Genomic DNA, 15,936 nt, shown 5'->3' with positions numbered 1-15,936 from the left:
CACCGGCCCGGGGCGTCGCGGACACGGCGGGAGGGATCACGGCAGGTTCAGCTCAACCCAGATGATCTTTCCTTCGGCGACCGGCCGGAAGCCCCAGCGCCGGGCGACCCGGTTGACGAGCCGCAGACCCCGGCCGCCGTCCTCGGCGCCGGAGACCTGGCGGATGACCGGCGCCACGGGGGAGGCGTCGGTGACCTCGCACACCAGCGTCGGGCCGCGCAGCAGCCGCACCCCGATCGGGCCCTCCCCGGCGTGCCGGATCGCGTTGGTGACCAGCTCACTGACCATGAGTTCGGTGGTGTCGGCGAGCGAGCGCAGGTTCCAGCCGCAGAGCGTGGCGCGGGCGAAGCGGCGGGCGCCGGCCGCCGACCCGCTCTCCGGACGGAGGGTGATCTCGGCGACCTCCTCGGAGGACAGCTCGCTGACCCGGGCCAGCAGGAGCGCGATGTCGTCGCGCTCGTGTCCCGGGCGCTGCGCGCCGATCGTGCGGTCGCAGACCTCCTCCAGATCCGCGGTGCTCTCGGCGAGCAGCCGGCGCAGCTCGCCGATGCCCTCGTCGATGTCGCGGTCGCGGCTCTCCACCAGCCCGTCGGTGTACAGCGCGAGCACGGCGCCGGGCGGCAGGACGGTCTCGACCGTCTCGGCCGGGGCGTCGCCGATGCCCAGGGGGAGGCCGGAGGGCAGCTCGACCACCTCGGTCCCGCCGTCGGACCGCACGATGATCGGCGGCACGTGCCCGGCCCTGGCGAGGGAGCACAGCCGGGTGACCGGGTCGTAGGTGGCGTAGACGCACGTGGCGATCTGGGCGGAGTCCAGATCCTGGCTCATCCGGTTGAGCCGGAACAGCACCTCCCCGGGGCCCAGATCCAGGCCGGCGAGCGTGCGGGCGGCGGTGCGGAGCTGGCCCATCGTGGCGGCGGCCCTGATGCCGTGCCCCATCACGTCGCCGACGACCAGGGCGACCCGGCAGCCCGGCAGCGGGATCACGTCGTACCAGTCGCCGCCGACGCCCGCCAGATCGCTGGCCGGCAGGTAACGCGAGGCGATCGACAGGCCCAGCGGCCGGTAGAGGTCGGACGGCAGCAGGCTGCTCTGCAGGGTCAGCGCGGTACGGCGCTCGCGGCCGTAGAGCCGCGCGTTGTCCAGGCAGACGGCGGTCCTGGCGGCGAGGTCCTCGCCGAGCGTCACGTCCTGCTCGTCGAAGGGGGCGCTCTGCGGGGTGCGGGTGAAGACGACGAAGCCCAGAACCTGGCCGCGCGCCTTCAGCGGGACCACCAGGAACGAGCTGTCCTGCAGGACGCGGGCCACCGAGTCGCGCTTCCAGAACCGCCCGATCCTGGCGGCGGTCCCGGAGTCCAGCCGGGGGTACAGGATCGAGGTGCCGGTCGCCATGCAGGTGGCGTAGGGCGTCCAGGCCTCGTAGACGACGACCTCGTCCACCGGGAAGGCCTCGGCGTACTGCCCCGCCGAGGGGGCCGCCACGCCGACCGCGATGCGTCGCACCAGGGCCGAGCCGTCGGTGGTGCGGTGCGGGAACTCGCCCTCGGTGACGATCCGGTCCTGCACCAGGATGCCCGCCGCGTCGGCGAAGCGCGGTACGCACACCTCCATCAGCTCCCGGCCCGTCTCGAACAGGTCCAGGGTGCTGCCGATCCGGGTGCTCGCCGCGTTCAGCAGGGAGAGCCGCTCGTGCAGCGAGGCGGGGCTGCCGACCCGCGGCTCGCCCGCCCCCGGTGACGCGGTCACGAAACGACGGTTCATTCGTCCCACCGGGGGGCGGGCACCGGCGTCCACCACGGGGTGATCCCGAGGTCCTCGGCGATGGCGTTCGCGCCGTTGTAACCGGGGGCCGCGGAGACCGAGCCGCCGGGATGGCTGCTGGCGCCGCACAGATAGAGGCCGGTGACGGGGGTGCGGTAGCGGCCCAGTTCGGGGACGGGCCGGTTGCCGCCCAGCTGGGCGGGTTCGTAGGCGCCGACGTGGTGGCTGCCGCGCACCATGTTGATGCAGTGCCGCTCGATGTCGAGGGGGGAGAAGACGCTCTTGCCCAGTACGGCGCCCGTCAGGTTCGGCGCGTACTCCGCCCACTCGGCCAGCAGCCGCTCGCCGATCTCCTCGCGCCGCGCGTCCCAGGCGGCCGCGTCGCCGTCGAGGTCGTAGGGGGCCCACGGCCACCAGAACGCCACGTGTTTGCCGGCCGGCGCGTAGGAGGGGTCGAACAGCGTGGGGCAGGCGCCGTTGCCCGCCAGGCGGTCCGGCAGCCGGTCCTGGTGGATCCGGTCGAAGGTACGGCCCAGCTGTTCGCTGTCGTCGGCGCCGAGCACGAACAGGAAGGCCCGGTCCACGTCCGGCTCGAACGCGGCGGCCCGGTAGCGGGGCGCCTCGTCCAGGGCCAGGTGCAGGGATACCAGGCTGTGCCCGGCCCACCGGTAGGCGGCGACCTTGGCGGCGATCTCGGCGCCGAAGACGTCGGGGCCCGCCAGCCGTACCGTCTGGGGGGCGTCGACCGCGCTGACCACGAAACGGCGGGCGGTCAGCACGCCGCCGCCGGCCAGCCCGACCCCGGTGGCCCGGCCGTCGCCGACCAGGATCCGCTCGACGTGCCGGCCGGTGATCACCGTGCCGCCGTGCTCCTCGACCGCGCGGCGCAGCGCGAGCGCCACGTTCGCCGCGCCGCCCACGGGCAGGCCGAGCCTGGCGATGCGCGACAGGAGCCGGGGGAAGAAGCCTCCGGTGCCCGGGACGTTCTCGATGGAGATCGCGTGCAGGAACGACTTGAACAGCACCCGGACCTGGTCGCTCTCGAAGTTCCTGTCGACGGCCTCGTAGATGGACAGCGGGACGTAGCTGAGCAGGTCGCGGCCGAGGTTGCCCTTGAGCCGCTCGGCCAGGACGGGGGGAGGCAGCGGCTTGGAGTACAGGAAGCCGTTCATCAGCCCCCGGGCCGCCTCGGCGTAGCGCTCGTGCAGCTCCAGCCAGCGCTCGGCGTCCGCGGCGGAGAAGCGGGCGAAGGAGTCGGAGGTGCGCTTGGGGTCGGTGTAGACGGTGATCGCCCGGCCGTCCCTGAACAGGGTGGCGTGCTGGACCTCGGGATAGACGTAGCGCAGGCCGTGGCGGTGCAGCTCGAGGTCGGCGGGGACCGGCCCCTCCTCAAGGAAGTGGTAGTTGCTGTGGGTGTTGTGCCGGAAGCCCGGGAGGGTGAGCTCCTGGGTGGTGCAGCCGCCGCCCGCCACGTCGTTGCGTTCGACCACCGCGACGGACAGCCCGGCCCGGGCGAGATAGGCGGCGCAGGTGAGTCCGTTGTGCCCTCCGCCGATGACGATGCCGTCGAACTCGGTCACGGTCTTCTCCGCTCGCCTTGACTACGGCTCTGAGTAGAGCGTAAAGAACGATCTACGGTCAGGGGTCCCGTTCGCCGGAGAAGCCGCTATATTTCCTGATTTTTTCGGGGCTCCCCGAGCGTCAGAGAGATTGACTACCGGGTACGCGCGCTTGTCAGATGCGGGTGGGTCGCCGGGGGGATCGGGGCGGATCGGAAAGGGGGCGTCCGGGCGGTGACGCGGGCGCCGGGGTTCGGCGCGCGGCGTCCGGCCGCGGGTCGGCGTGCGGGTCTGAGCGGACACGGTTCGCCTCCGGGGGGATCGAGCGCTCACGGTGTCTCGGTGCTCTCAGTATCCGATGCATTACCCCGTGTAGTCCACCCTTGAGAGGCTTGCCCTTTTGCCCGTTTGTGCTGTCCTTCTCGCAGACCCCTTGCGGGGCCCTTGCGATCATCGGGAACCGGCGGGAGCGGATGCCGGTTCCCGCTGGTCGCGGACGTGGAGGCGGCCGGGCTCAGCCGGTCGTCGAGGCGTCCGCCTCCGGGCCCTCGCCCCCCAGCCGGACGCGCAGGGCCCGGGCGAACCAGTCGGAGGCCGGTGCCGGGCTCTCCGGAGCGGGCCAGCCGTTGACCACGGCGAGCAGGCGGAGGTATCGCTCCCGGCGAGGGTCGCCGGCGGTCTCCAGCCGGGCCAGCAGCCGGCGCCGGAAATCGGCGTCATCGGGCCGGCCGGCGATGTCCGCGCATCGGGTCGTCACGGCCGAGACGATCGGATCGGCCCGGGAGGAGACGGGGTCGACGCCGGCGGCCAGGGCCGGGCCCACCCGGTCACGGACGATCGCGACGCTGTCGGGCCGCACGCCCGCCGTTCCGCCCATGGCGCGCTCGGCGGCGTACTGCTCGGCCGTACGGCGCATGAGGACGCGGAAATCCGGATCCTGGGACAGCTCGGCCAGCTCCACCCACGCCTCGACCTGCCCGGGATCGGGGTCGTCGGGCAGTTCCGGGGTCATCGAGCGCCTGATTCCGGCGAATCCCGGATCGGGGTCCAGTCCGTCGAAGGCGCTGCCGAGGAAATCGTCGATCAGACGTCGGCGCTCGTCCTCGGAGAGCTTGGCCAGTTTGTGCATGAGACTCATCTCCTCAGGGGTGGAACCGCGCTTCGCCACGGCCATGAGCACCGCACGCCGCAGGCGCAGGGTCCGGATCTGCACCGACAGGGCCGCGGCGTGCGCCGCGGCGACTTCGGTCAGCGCGACCTCCCGCTCCAGGATCTTCTGGATCGCGGGAAGGCTCAGTCCCAGGTCGCGCAGCGTGCGCACCAGGTCCAGGCGTGCTACGGCGTCGACGCCGTAGCGGCGGTAACCGGTGGGGCCGCGTTCGGCCGGCGGCACGATCCCGCGGTCGGAGTAGAACCGGATGGTCTTGACCGTGAGCCCGGTCCGACGGGCCAGGTCACCGATCGAGTAGAGCGTGTCGCCGTCCATGCCCCCACCCTCCCGTCTCCCCTTGCTGGAGACTCAAGCCCGCCCCTCGGCGGCGCAAGGAATTCTCCTTCGCCCGGGCCGGCGGGACGCGACGGGTACGGAAGATCGGAAAAATCTCCTGAATGCCGAAGGGCCAGGTCCCCGGATGCCCGGTGACCTGGCCCTTCACTGTGAGAGCGGACGACGGGAATCGAACCCGCGTAGCCAGTTTGGAAGACTGGGGCTCTACCATTGAGCTACGTCCGCGCGATCCGGTGTTGGTCTGGTCTAGACTTCTTCCGGTCGTCAGGGCGTAATCGTACCGGAGTTCCGGAGCGTGCGCGTACCCGGCGCGACGGGGCGTGGCGCAGCTTGGTAGCGCGCTTGCTTTGGGAGCAAGAAGTCGCAGGTTCAAATCCTGTCGCCCCGACTCTCCGGACAATGCAAGGCCACTCCCCGAGATCGGGAGTGGCCTTGAGCCGTCTCAGGCCGGGTGGTCGGCGGTGAAGTGCACGCCGGAGAAGCGTCCCCGCCATGCGGTGACCTCCGCGGCCACGGTGGCCGGGTCCACGTCCTCGTCCAGGCCCCGGGCGACGAACGAGGCGAGGACCGGCATGTCCTCCTCGGTCATCCCGAGCCGGACGATCTCGGGGGTGCCCACGCGCAGCCCGTTGGCGTCGCCCTCGACCGGGCCGGCCGGCAGGCCGATGCCGCAGGCCAGGATGTTCGCCCGGCGCAGCCTGCGGGCGGCCCGCTGGCCGCCGCCGTAGCGGTGGGCCTCGATCGCGAACTGGTGCGACCGGGTGCACCCGCGCTCGGCCGCGAAGACCGGGACGCCCAGGGCGAGCAGTTCCTCCGCCAGGCGTCGCGCCGTCGCGGCCATCGTCTGCGCGTACGCCTGACCGGCGGCCTTCCAGTCGAGCAGCGTCATGGCCAGCGCCGCGGTCTTGCCGGCGTCGAAGTTGGCGGTCAGGCCCGGGTAGGCGATCGCGTCCAGGCGCTCGGCCAGTTCGGCGTCGTCGGTGACGATGAGCCCGCCGGGAGGGCCTCCCAGGCTCTTGTAGGTGCTCATGGTGATCAGGTGGGCGCCCTCGTCGAGCGGCTGCGGCCAGGTACGGCCGGCGATCATGCCGCACAGGTGCGCGGCGTCGAAGAGCACGCGGGCGCCCACGGAGTCGGCGATCTCCCGGATCCGCGCGACGGGGTGGGGGAAGAGGTTGAGGCTGCCGCCGACGGTGATCAGTGCGGGCCGCGTCTCCTCGGCCAGCGAGCGCAGGGCATCGACGTCCACGGTGTAGCCGTCCGCGGCCACCGGGGCGGGAACGGTGGTGAGCCCGTACAGCCCCGCCGCGCCCTGGCCGTGGTGGGTGACGTGGCCGCCGACGCTCGGCGGCGGGGCGATGATCGTGTCACCGGGCCGGCAGGCGGCCATGAAGGCGTAGAGGTTGGCCAGCGCCCCGGAGCCGACGCGCACCTCGGCGTAGCCGGCCCCGAAGACCTGCGCGGCCAGTTCGGCGGCGACGATCTCGATCTGCTCGATCGCCTCCAGGCCCGTCTCGTACTTGTCGCCGGGATAGCCCAGGGACGGCCGTGAGCCCAGACCGGCCGAGAGCAGCGCCTCCGCCCGCGGGTTCATGATGTTGGTGGCCGGGTTGAGGTTGACCGACTCCACGTCGTGGATGCGGTGGTTGTCGGCCGCCAGCCGTTCGATCTCCTTCTGCGCCGCCGAGGCGGGCAGGTCCGCCACGGCGGCGGAGACGGAGCGCACGCGCTCCTCGGAGGCGGCGGGAACCCAGGGACGGGGCGTCAGGGCAGAGGACATGCGCTGGTTCTCCCGATAGGTGGTGGCCCGCCCGGTTCCGGGCGGACGCCGGAGGCCGCGCCGGTGCGCGCAGCCGTACGGGGAAGCCTCGGACGCCTCAGGCGGTGGTTCCGCTGAACAGGGCCCAGACGGCCTTGCCGCCGCGGTTGAGGTGGTCCCAGCCCCAGCACTGACTGTAGGTCTCCACGATGTACAGCCCGCGGCCGTTCTCGGAGATGAAGTCGGGTTCCTTGGGGGTGGGCGCCTCGTCGCTGGGGTCGGCCACGGCCAGGAGCACGTGGGGCGACAGGCGCAGGAGCATCAGGGTGATGGGCTTGGCCTCGACCCTGCTGGGCGGGCACAGCGCATAGCGGACCGCGTTCGTCACCAGTTCCGAGACCACCAGTGCCGCGTCATCGCTGAGCTCGGACAGGCCCCACGACTTCAAGGTGGAGCGGGTCACGTCTCTGGCGGTCTTGACCGAGTCGGCCTGCCGGGGGAGCGGGCACGCCGTCGCGTCAGAACGGTCGGCGCGCAGGAACTCGTCGAAGCCGACCTCGCGGGTCGCCTGCAGGCAGTCGGCAGCCGATTTTGGCTCCTCCACCATCCTGCCGGTACCTCCCGCTGTCATGGTGAGTCTCCGTGCTGGTTGCGAGTTTTTAGAGCTTGTGCACCATTAGCCCAATATGCACTAGGCCATCATGGGTCACCGGAACGTCCTCTGCAAGACCCAAATGCACGTGCAAGTGCCACGTGCAGCCGCATGGGCGACTGCGTAGGGGAATCGGCGATTCGGTCATCGGTATGAGACCTTGTCACGAAGGCCGGAAGTGGTGACACTGTGTGCGCTGGCCCCAATGGGAGAGGGAGGCGAAGTGACGCAGGTTCAACCGGGCTCGGGTCCCACTGCTCTGCGTATCCTCCTGGGCTCCCAACTGCGTCGACTTCGCGAGGAGCGCGGGCTCACCCGTGAGGAGGCCGGCGAACGGATCCGAGGCTCCGAATCCAAGATCAGCCGGATGGAGCTCGGCCGGGTCGGCCTGCGGGAACGCGACGTCGCGGACCTGCTCACCCTGTACGGCGTCGAGGACCAGGATGCGCGGGCGGCCGTGATGGACCTGCTGAACAGGGCGAACGAGCCCGGCTGGTGGCACCGCTTCAACGATCTGCTGCCCGGGTGGTTCCAGACCTACGTCGGCCTGGAGGAGGCGGCCTCCCGCATCCGCACCTACGAGGTGCAGTTCGTCCCCGGCCTGCTCCAGACGAAGGAGTACGCCCGGGCCGTCATCACCGCCGGGGGCGCCGGCATCGCGCCCGAGGAGATCTCCCGCCGCGTGGACCTGCGCATCGAGCGCCAGCGCGTCCTGGAGCGGCCCGACGGGCCGTTCTTCTGGGCCGTCATCGACGAGGCGGCGCTGCGGCGTCCCATCGGCGGCGCGGACGTGATGCGGGCCCAGCTGGAGCACCTGATGGACCTCATGCGCCAGCCGAACATCACGATCCAGGTGATGCCGTTCAGCTTCGGCGGCCACAGCGCGGAGGGCGGCGCCTTCAGCATCCTGCGCTTCCAGGACAGGGAACTGCCCGACGTGGTCTACGTCGAGCAGCTGGCCAGCGCGCTTTATCTCGACAAACGTGAGGATGTCGACAGATACAGCGAGGTCATGGAGCGGCTGTGCGCGGTGAGCACAACTCCCGACGAGACCGTCGACATCCTCCGCCGGATAATCAAAGAGATCTGAGGCGGGCGCCGGTCGCTGCGAGGTGCGCGTCTGCCCTAGACTGACATGCGGCGCTGGACACCCGCCACAGTGGAGCATGCCCTTAGCTCGCATGTCTCGACGGCTGTGCCCGGTGCCGCTCATGTGGGCGCGGCGCGCGAGCTTGCCGCGGTAGCCGTACGAAATTGGCGCGCCCGCGATCACTCGAAGCTTGATCAAGGAGACCACCCCGTGAAGACCGCTGTCGAGGAGCTCAGCCCGACCCGGGTCAAGCTCACTGTCGAGGTGCCGTTCGAGGAGCTCGGCGAGAGCATGCAGGCGGCGTACAAGAAGGTCGCGCAGCAGGTGCGCGTCCCCGGTTTCCGCCCCGGCAAGGTTCCGGCCCGCATCATCGAGCAGCGCTTCGGCCGCGCGGTGGTGCTGGAGGAGACCCTCAACGACGCGGTGCCGAAGCTGTACGGCCAGGCCGTCGACGAGAGCGACATCTTCCCCGTCAGCCAGCCGGAGATCGAGGTCACCAAGATCGAGGACGGCGAGCAGGTCGAGTTCACCGCCGAGGTCGACATCCGCCCGAACTTCGAGGTGCCCGACTACCAGGGCATCGAGGTCACCGTCCCGACCGCCGAGGTGACCGACGAGGACGTCGACACGCAGCTCGACGGCCTGCGCCAGCGCTTCGCGACGCTGACCGGCGTCGAGCGCCCCGCCGCCAACGGCGACTTCGTGGTGATGGACCTCGCCGCCGCGATCGACGGCGTGAACATCGAGGAGCAGCAGGCCAACGACGTCTCCTACGAGGTCGGCGCCGGCTCGGTGCTGCAGGGCCTGGACGACGCGCTGGCCGGCATGTCCGCCGGTGACGTCAAGGAGTTCACCACCAACCTGGTCGGCGGCGAGAACGCCGGCGAGGAGGCCGTGGTGACCATCACCATCAAGAGCGTCAAGGAGAAGGTCCTCCCCGAGCTCGACGACGAGTTCGCCCAGCTGGCGAGCGAGTTCGACACCCTCGACGAGCTCAAGGACAGCATCCGCGAGCAGGCCCGCCGCAACAAGCTGGTCGACCAGGTCGTGCAGGCCCGCGAGAACGCCCTCGACGCGCTGCTGGAGAAGATCGACATCCCGCTGCCGGAGAGCGCGCTCAAGGTCGAGGTCGACAGCCGCAAGCACAACCTCGAGCACCAGATCGCCGAGAGTGGCCTGAGCAAGGAGGCGTACTTCCGCCTCTACCAGACCACCGAGGAGGAGCGTCACGCCGAGTTCGACGCCGCCGCCGCCAAGGCGCTCAAGACCGGCTTCGTCCTCGACAAGATCGTCAAGGCCGAGGAGCTGGGCGTCAGCGAGCAGGAGCTGACCAACTTCGTGGTGCGCCGCGCCATGCAGATGAACGTCGCCCCGAACGTGCTCGCCAAGCACCTGGCCGACAACGACCAGCTCACCCTCGCCATGGTCGAGATCGTCCGCGACAAGGCCAAGAGCGTCATCGGCGACGCCGCCAAGGTGACCGACGAGGCCGGCAACGAGGTCGACCTCAAGGCCATCTACACCGAGATCAACGGTGAGGAGCCGATCGAGGTCCCCGCCGACGAGGACGAGGGCGACGAGACCGCCGAGGCCGACAAGTAGCGGATCCGCCCCGGACGGAGGGCGAGGAGACCGGAAAGCGGTAGGCCTGCCCGAGACGTCCGAGAACGCGCCGAACGCCCCCGCCGTGCCCCGCACGGCGGGGGCGTCGCCGTCCCGGGACCCGCGGGCTCCCGGGAGGCCTGCGGGGCTCTCAGGGGCCCGCAGGCTCCTCCGGGGGTCCGGCGGAGCCGGGAAAACCGCCCCCCGGGACGACCGGAGACGATCTCGGCCATCATGCGCTGTCGGCGAACACCCCGTGGAGGGGGCATGTCCGGTCGGCGACGCGCGTTAAGGTCACAAGCAAAGCCAATCGATAACGACGCATCGGAAGGTGACGCTGTGACCAGCCCGCCGACCTTCTACCAGCCGACCGGCTCCGGGCCCGAGTCGATGAGCCAGCCGAACGGCTCGTTCAGGCTCGAAGACCAGCTCTACCAGCGGCTGCTGCGTGAGCGCATCATCGTGCTGGGCACCCAGGTCAACGACGAGATCGCCAACCGAATCTGTGCCGAGCTGCTGCTGCTGGCGGCCGATGACTCCGAACGGGACATCTGGCTCTACATCAACTCGCCGGGCGGATCGGTGACCGCCGGCATGGCGATTTACGACATGATGGAGTACGTGCCGAACGATGTGTGCACCGTCGCGATGGGCCTGGCCGCCTCCATGGGCCAGTTCCTGCTGTGCGCCGGTGAGCGGGGCAAGCGTTACGCCCTGCCGCACGCCCGCATCATGATGCACCAGCCGTCCGGCGGGATCGGAGGAACCGCCGCCGACATCGCCATCCAGGCCGAGCAGATGCTCTACGTGAAGAAGACTCTCGCCGAGCGCATCGCCTTCCACACCGGACAGGAACTCGCGCAGATCGAGACCGACTCCGACCGGGACCGCTGGTTCACGGCCGAGGAGGCCAAGGACTACGGCTTCATCGACCACGTCGTGCGCAGCGCTCGGCAGGTGCCCTCAGCGGGCGCCGTCTCCTGAAGGGGCACAAGGTGAGTGAGTTGATCCGGCCGGGAGACATCAACGGCCGATATGTTCTTCCCTCCTTCGTCGAGCGCACGTCGTACGGCGTCAAGGAGATGAACCCGTACAACAAGCTGTTCGAGGACCGCATCATCTTCCTCGGGGTGCAGATCGACGACGCCTCGGCCAACGACGTCATGGCGCAGCTGCTGACGCTCGAGTCGCTCGACCCCGACCGCGACATCAGCATCTACATCAACTCGCCGGGTGGCTCGTTCACCGCCATGACGGCGATCTACGACACGATGCAGTTCGTCCGGCCGGAGATCCAGACGGTCTGCCTCGGGCAGGCGGCCTCGGCCGCGGCGATCCTGCTGGGCGGCGGCACGCCGGGCAAGCGGTTCGCGCTGCCGAACGCCCGCATCCTGATCCACCAGCCCTCCACCGAGGGCGGCGGTCAGGGAAGCGACATCGAGATCCAGGCGCGTGAGATCCTGCGGATGCGCGCGCTTCTGGAGACCCTCGTCGCGCGGCACTCGGGCAAGACGCCCGACGAGGTCCGCAAGGACATCGAACGCGACAAGATTCTTGACGCCGAGGAAGCGAAGGCGTACGGGTTGATCGACGACATCATCCCGTCACGCAAGAAGCTCGCCAAGGCTGTCGCCTCCTGAGGGAGGTAGATTGCATCGGAACGGTGCCCAATTGGGCACCTTCCGGTGCGACTCGCCGCCAGGGGGCTCACTGAGGGCTCAGAAGACGGTAACGTCGAAACCTGAGCGGGATGGCTTTTCGTACCGGGATCGGGCCGGTCAGAAGAAACGGACCGCGGCAGCCAGGGCGGTCCCACGCAAAGGAGTATCTGGGGTGGCACGCATCGGCGACGGGGGAGACCTGCTGAAGTGCTCTTTCTGTGGGAAGAGCCAGAAGCAAGTCAAGAAGCTCATCGCCGGACCCGGCGTATACATCTGCGATGAGTGCATCGATCTCTGCAACGAGATCATCGAGGAGGAGCTCAGCGAGTCCTCCGAACTCAAGTGGGACAGCCTGCCCAAGCCGAGGGAGATCTACGAATTCCTCGACGCCTACGTCATCGGTCAGGACAAGGCGAAGAAGGCGCTGTCGGTCGCTGTCTACAACCACTACAAGCGGGTGCAGTCCGGAGAGCGCGGGCGTGACGACGGCCTGGAGTTGGCCAAGTCGAACATCCTGCTCCTGGGCCCGACCGGTTCCGGCAAGACACTGCTCGCCCAGACGTTGGCGAAGATGCTGAACGTTCCGTTCGCCATCGCCGACGCCACCGCCCTGACGGAGGCGGGCTACGTCGGCGAGGACGTCGAGAACATTCTTCTCAAGCTGATCCAGGCCGCCGACTACGACGTCAAGAAGGCCGAGACCGGCATCATCTACATCGACGAGGTCGACAAGATCGCCCGTAAGAGCGAGAACCCGTCGATCACCCGCGACGTCTCCGGCGAGGGCGTGCAGCAGGCCCTGCTGAAGATACTGGAGGGCACCACGGCGAGTGTGCCGCCGCAGGGCGGTCGCAAGCACCCGCACCAGGAGTTCATCCAGATCGACACCACCAACGTGCTGTTCATCTGCGGCGGAGCCTTCGCCGGCCTCGAGAAGATCATCGAGTCCCGGGTCGGCAAGAAGGGCATCGGCTTCAACGCCGTCATCCGCTCCAAAGAAGACATCGACGCCTCCGACATCTTCGGTGACGTCATGCCCGAGGACCTGCTGAAGTTCGGCATGATCCCCGAGTTCGTCGGCCGTCTGCCGGTCATCACGAGCGTGCACAACCTCGACCGCGACGCGCTCATCCAGATCCTGACCGAGCCGCGCAACGCCCTCGTCAAGCAGTACCGCCGGCTGTTCGAACTCGACAACGTCGAGCTGGAGTTCACCGACGACGCCCTCGAGGCCATCGCGGACCAGGCGATCCTGCGCGGCACCGGCGCGCGCGGCCTGCGGGCCATCCTGGAGGAGGTCCTCCTGTCGGTGATGTACGAGGTACCCTCCCGCGAGGACGTGGCGCGCGTCGTCATCACCCGGGAGTCCGTCCTGGAGCACGTCAACCCGACGCTCGTACCTCGCGACCAGCTGGCCAAGCAGCGCACTCCGCGCGAGAAGTCGGCATAGGCCTCACACACCAGTACGGCCGGCGCCCCCGCGGAGACACTCCGCGGGGGCGCTGCCGTAGGTAGAACACCGACCCACCGGAACCTCGACCCATTCGAACGTCCCTAGAATTGGACACCGTGACGATGTCAGAGCTGCCCACCCAGTACACACCCGCCGATGTGGAGACCCGTAGCTACGAGCGCTGGGTAGCCGAGGGCTACTTCGGCGCGGATCCGGGCAGCGACCGCGAGCCGTACAGCATCGTCCTGCCTCCGCCGAACGTGACCGGCGTGCTGCACATCGGCCACGCCCTGGACCACTCCATCCAGGACGCCCTGACCCGGCGCGCCCGCATGCGCGGCTACGAGACGCTCTGGCTGCCGGGCATGGACCACGCGGGCATCGCGACCCAGAACGTCGTCGAGCGCGAGATCGCCAAGGAGGGGCTGTCCCGCCACGATCTCGGGCGTGAGGCGTTCGTCGAGCGCGTGTGGCAGTGGAAGGAGGAGTCCGGCGGCCGGATCCTCGGCCAGATGAAGAAGCTCGGCGACGGCGTCGACTGGTCGCGCCAGCGCTTCACCATGGACCCCGGACTCTCCCGCGCGGTGCAGACCATCTTCAAGCGGCTCTTCGACGACGGGCTCATCTACCGCGCCGAGCGCATCATCAACTGGTGCCCGCGCTGCCTGACCGCGCTGTCCGACATCGAGGTCGAGCACAGCGAGGACGAGGGCGAGCTCGTCTCGATCCGCTACGGCGACGGCGAGAACTCCATCGTGGTCGCCACCACCCGGGCCGAGACCATGCTCGGCGACACCGCGGTGGCCGTCCACCCCTCCGACGAGCGTTACGCCCACCTGGTCGGGCAGGAGGTCGAACTCCCGCTGACCGGCCGGCGCATCCCGATCGTCGCCGACGAGCACGTCGACCCGTCCTTCGGCACCGGCGCGGTCAAGGTCACCCCCGCGCACGACCCGAACGACTTCGAGATCGGCCGCCGCCACTCCCTGCCGTCGCTGACGGTCATGGACGAGCGCGGTGTGATCACCGCCCACGGCCCGTTCGAGGGGCTCGACCGCTTCGAGGCCCGGCCCGCCGTGGTCGCGGCCCTGCGCGAGCAGGGCAGGATCGTCGCCGAGAAGCGCCCGTACCTGCACTCGGTCGGGCACTGCTCGCGCTGCAAGACCGTGGTCGAGCCGCGGCTGTCGCTGCAGTGGTTCGTCAACGTCTCGCCGCTGTCCAAGGCCGCGGGCGACGCCGTCCGCGACGGCCGTACGAGGATCCACCCGCCGGAGCTGGCCAAGCGCTACTTCGACTGGGTCGACGACATGCACGACTGGTGCATCTCGCGCCAGCTGTGGTGGGGCCACCGCATCCCGGTGTGGTACGGCCCGGACGGCGAGGTCGTCTGCGTGGGCCCGGACGAGCAGGCGCCCGAGGGCTACGTCCAGGACCCCGACGTCCTCGACACCTGGTTCTCCTCCGGCCTGTGGCCCTTCTCCACGCTGGGCTGGCCGGAGCGCACGCCCGAGCTGGAGAAGTTCTATCCCACCTCGGTGCTGGTGACGGGCTACGACATCCTGTTCTTCTGGGTCGCCCGGATGATGATGTTCGGCCTGTACGCCATGGACGGCCAGCCGCCGTTCCGGACCGTCGCGCTGCACGGCATGGTCCGCGACCAGTTCGGCAAGAAGATGTCCAAGTCGTTCGGCAACGTCGTCGACCCGCTCGACTGGATCGAGCGCTTCGGCGCCGACGCCACCCGCTTCACGCTGCTGCGCGGGGCCAACCCCGGCTCCGACGTCGCGATCAGCGAGGAGTGGGCCGGAGGCTCCAGGAACTTCTGCAACAAGATCTGGAACGCGACCCGCTTCGCGCTGATGAACGGCGCCGCGGTCGGCGAGCTGCCGGTGGCCGAGCTCACCGCCGCCGACAGGTGGATCCTCTCCCGCCTCCAGGAGGTCGTCTCCTCGGTCGACGAGGCCTTCGAGGAGTTCGAGTTCGCCAAGGTCTCCGACCTGCTCTACCACTTCGCCTGGGACGAGGTCTGCGACTGGTACGTCGAGCTGGCCAAGGTCCAGCTCGCCGCCGGCCAGGAGCACACCCGCCTGGTCCTCGGGCACGTCTTCGACGCGCTGCTGCGGCTGCTCCACCCGCTGGTGCCGTTCGTCACCGAGGAACTGTGGCGGGCCGTCACCGGTGGCGAGTCCGTCGCCGTCGCGCCGTGGCCCACGGTCCAGGAGTCCCTGCGCGACCGCGCCGCGGAGGAGGAGGTCCTCGCGATGCAGACGCTGGTGACCGAGGTCCGACGGTTCCGCTCGGACCAGGGGCTCAAGCCCGGCCAGCGCGTCGCCGCCCGGCTGTCCCTGGCCGGTACGGCTCTCGCCGCGCACGAGAGCGCGATCCGCTCGCTGCTGCGCCTGGACGAGCCGGCCGAGTCGTTCAACGCGACGGCCCGCCTCGACGTGGGCGGTGTCCTCGTGGAGATCGACACCGCGGGCACGATCGACGTGGCCGCCGAGCGCAAGCGGCTGGAGAAGGACCTCGCCGCGGCGCGCAAGGAGGCCGAGCAGGTCGCGGCCAAGCTCGGCAACGAGCAGTTCATGGCGAAGGCGCCGGACAACGTGGTGGCCAAGGTGCGCGCCCGGGCGGAGCAGGCCGAGCAGGACATCGCACGCCTGACGGCCCAGCTGGAGGCCCTGCCGGCGAGCTGACACGCCGTGGCACGGCACGCCCCGGATGTTTGGGGTTCTTGCATGCCGGTCCTTGAGTGAGACCCCGGAGTCCGTTGACTCCGGGGTCTCATGTTTGGGGCTGTAGAAGGGAGGGAAGACTTACTCGTTACCGGCGAATGGCTCAAGCCTGTCGGAAAGGCTGCTAATGTTCTTGGTGCGGGGCGAGTCCCCGCACCTT

General features: G+C 69.7%; 11 protein-coding genes and 2 tRNA genes. 7 read left to right on the top strand and 6 right to left on the bottom strand.

Annotation, left to right across the window (positions count from 1 at the left end; genetic code table 11):
• Positions 1-36: 36 nt before the first annotated feature.
• From Psi01_RS23125 to Psi01_RS23110, 4 genes are all read right to left on the bottom strand, one after another.
• Complete coding sequence (locus Psi01_RS23125; RefSeq protein WP_239127940.1) at positions 37-1,746, bottom strand: SpoIIE family protein phosphatase; 1,710 nt, start codon at positions 1,744-1,746, stop codon at positions 37-39.
• Positions 1,747-1,757: 11 nt separating this feature from the next.
• Complete coding sequence (locus Psi01_RS23120; RefSeq protein ID WP_204066170.1) at positions 1,758-3,341, bottom strand: phytoene desaturase family protein; 1,584 nt, start codon at positions 3,339-3,341, stop codon at positions 1,758-1,760.
• Positions 3,342-3,834: 493 nt separating this feature from the next.
• Positions 3,835-4,806, bottom strand: coding sequence for a MerR family transcriptional regulator (locus Psi01_RS23115; RefSeq protein ID WP_204066169.1), 972 nt, complete (start codon positions 4,804-4,806; stop codon positions 3,835-3,837).
• A 175-nt stretch (positions 4,807-4,981) separates the two neighbouring features.
• Positions 4,982-5,052 (bottom strand) — tRNA-Gly (locus Psi01_RS23110).
• Between the two features lie 89 nt (positions 5,053-5,141).
• Here Psi01_RS23110 and Psi01_RS23105 point away from each other — a divergent pair.
• A tRNA-Pro gene (locus Psi01_RS23105) sits at positions 5,142-5,215 on the top strand.
• Between the two features lie 54 nt (positions 5,216-5,269).
• On the opposite strand, the gene glyA is transcribed toward Psi01_RS23105, so the two are convergent.
• The gene (gene glyA, locus Psi01_RS23100) at positions 5,270-6,607 is read right to left on the bottom strand and encodes a serine hydroxymethyltransferase (protein WP_204066168.1); all 1,338 of its coding nucleotides are present in this window, start codon (positions 6,605-6,607) and stop codon (positions 5,270-5,272) included.
• Between the two features lie 97 nt (positions 6,608-6,704).
• Positions 6,705-7,217, bottom strand: coding sequence for an ATP-binding protein (locus tag Psi01_RS23095; RefSeq protein ID WP_239127939.1), 513 nt, complete (start codon positions 7,215-7,217; stop codon positions 6,705-6,707).
• A gap of 244 nt (positions 7,218-7,461) precedes the next feature.
• Here Psi01_RS23095 and Psi01_RS23090 point away from each other — a divergent pair, with 244 nt between their 5' ends.
• The 6 genes from Psi01_RS23090 (at position 7,462) to Psi01_RS23065 (ending at position 15,737) form a co-directional block, all read left to right on the top strand.
• Positions 7,462-8,328 carry a Sco1979 family transcriptional regulator gene (locus Psi01_RS23090; protein ID WP_239127938.1) on the top strand — a complete coding sequence of 289 codons (867 nt, stop codon included), beginning with the start codon at positions 7,462-7,464 and terminating at the stop codon, positions 8,326-8,328.
• A gap of 210 nt (positions 8,329-8,538) precedes the next feature.
• Positions 8,539-9,930 carry a trigger factor gene (gene tig, locus Psi01_RS23085; protein WP_204066166.1) on the top strand — a complete coding sequence of 464 codons (1,392 nt, stop codon included), beginning with the start codon at positions 8,539-8,541 and terminating at the stop codon, positions 9,928-9,930.
• Positions 9,931-10,269: 339 nt separating this feature from the next.
• Positions 10,270-10,914 carry a ClpP family protease gene (locus Psi01_RS23080; RefSeq protein WP_373872511.1) on the top strand — a complete coding sequence of 215 codons (645 nt, stop codon included), beginning with the start codon at positions 10,270-10,272 and terminating at the stop codon, positions 10,912-10,914.
• Positions 10,915-10,925: 11 nt separating this feature from the next.
• Positions 10,926-11,570, top strand: coding sequence for an ATP-dependent Clp protease proteolytic subunit (locus Psi01_RS23075; RefSeq protein WP_203878076.1), 645 nt, complete (start codon positions 10,926-10,928; stop codon positions 11,568-11,570).
• Between the two features lie 193 nt (positions 11,571-11,763).
• The gene (gene clpX / locus Psi01_RS23070) at positions 11,764-13,041 is read left to right on the top strand and encodes an ATP-dependent Clp protease ATP-binding subunit ClpX (RefSeq protein WP_203878077.1); all 1,278 of its coding nucleotides are present in this window, start codon (positions 11,764-11,766) and stop codon (positions 13,039-13,041) included.
• Between the two features lie 125 nt (positions 13,042-13,166).
• A complete protein-coding gene (locus tag Psi01_RS23065; protein WP_204066293.1) occupies positions 13,167-15,737 on the top strand; it encodes a valine--tRNA ligase in 2,571 nt (856 codons plus the stop codon).
• Positions 15,738-15,936: the final 199 nt, after the last annotated feature.

Source organism: Paraplanobispora siamensis, assembly GCF_016863175.1.
Classification (GTDB): domain Bacteria; phylum Actinomycetota; class Actinomycetes; order Streptosporangiales; family Streptosporangiaceae; genus Planobispora; species Planobispora siamensis.
This window is presented reverse-complemented; position numbering and strand designations above follow the sequence as displayed.

Coding starts and splice junctions, on each gene's coding strand:
- Psi01_RS23115 (WP_204066169.1), bottom strand. CDS start 4,806: ATGGACGGCGACACGCTCTACTCGATCGGTGACCTGGCCCGTCGGACC.
- glyA (WP_204066168.1), bottom strand. CDS start 6,607: ATGTCCTCTGCCCTGACGCCCCGTCCCTGGGTTCCCGCCGCCTCCGAG.
- Psi01_RS23095 (WP_239127939.1), bottom strand. CDS start 7,217: ATGACAGCGGGAGGTACCGGCAGGATGGTGGAGGAGCCAAAATCGGCT.
- Psi01_RS23065 (WP_204066293.1), top strand. CDS start 13,167: ATGTCAGAGCTGCCCACCCAGTACACACCCGCCGATGTGGAGACCCGT.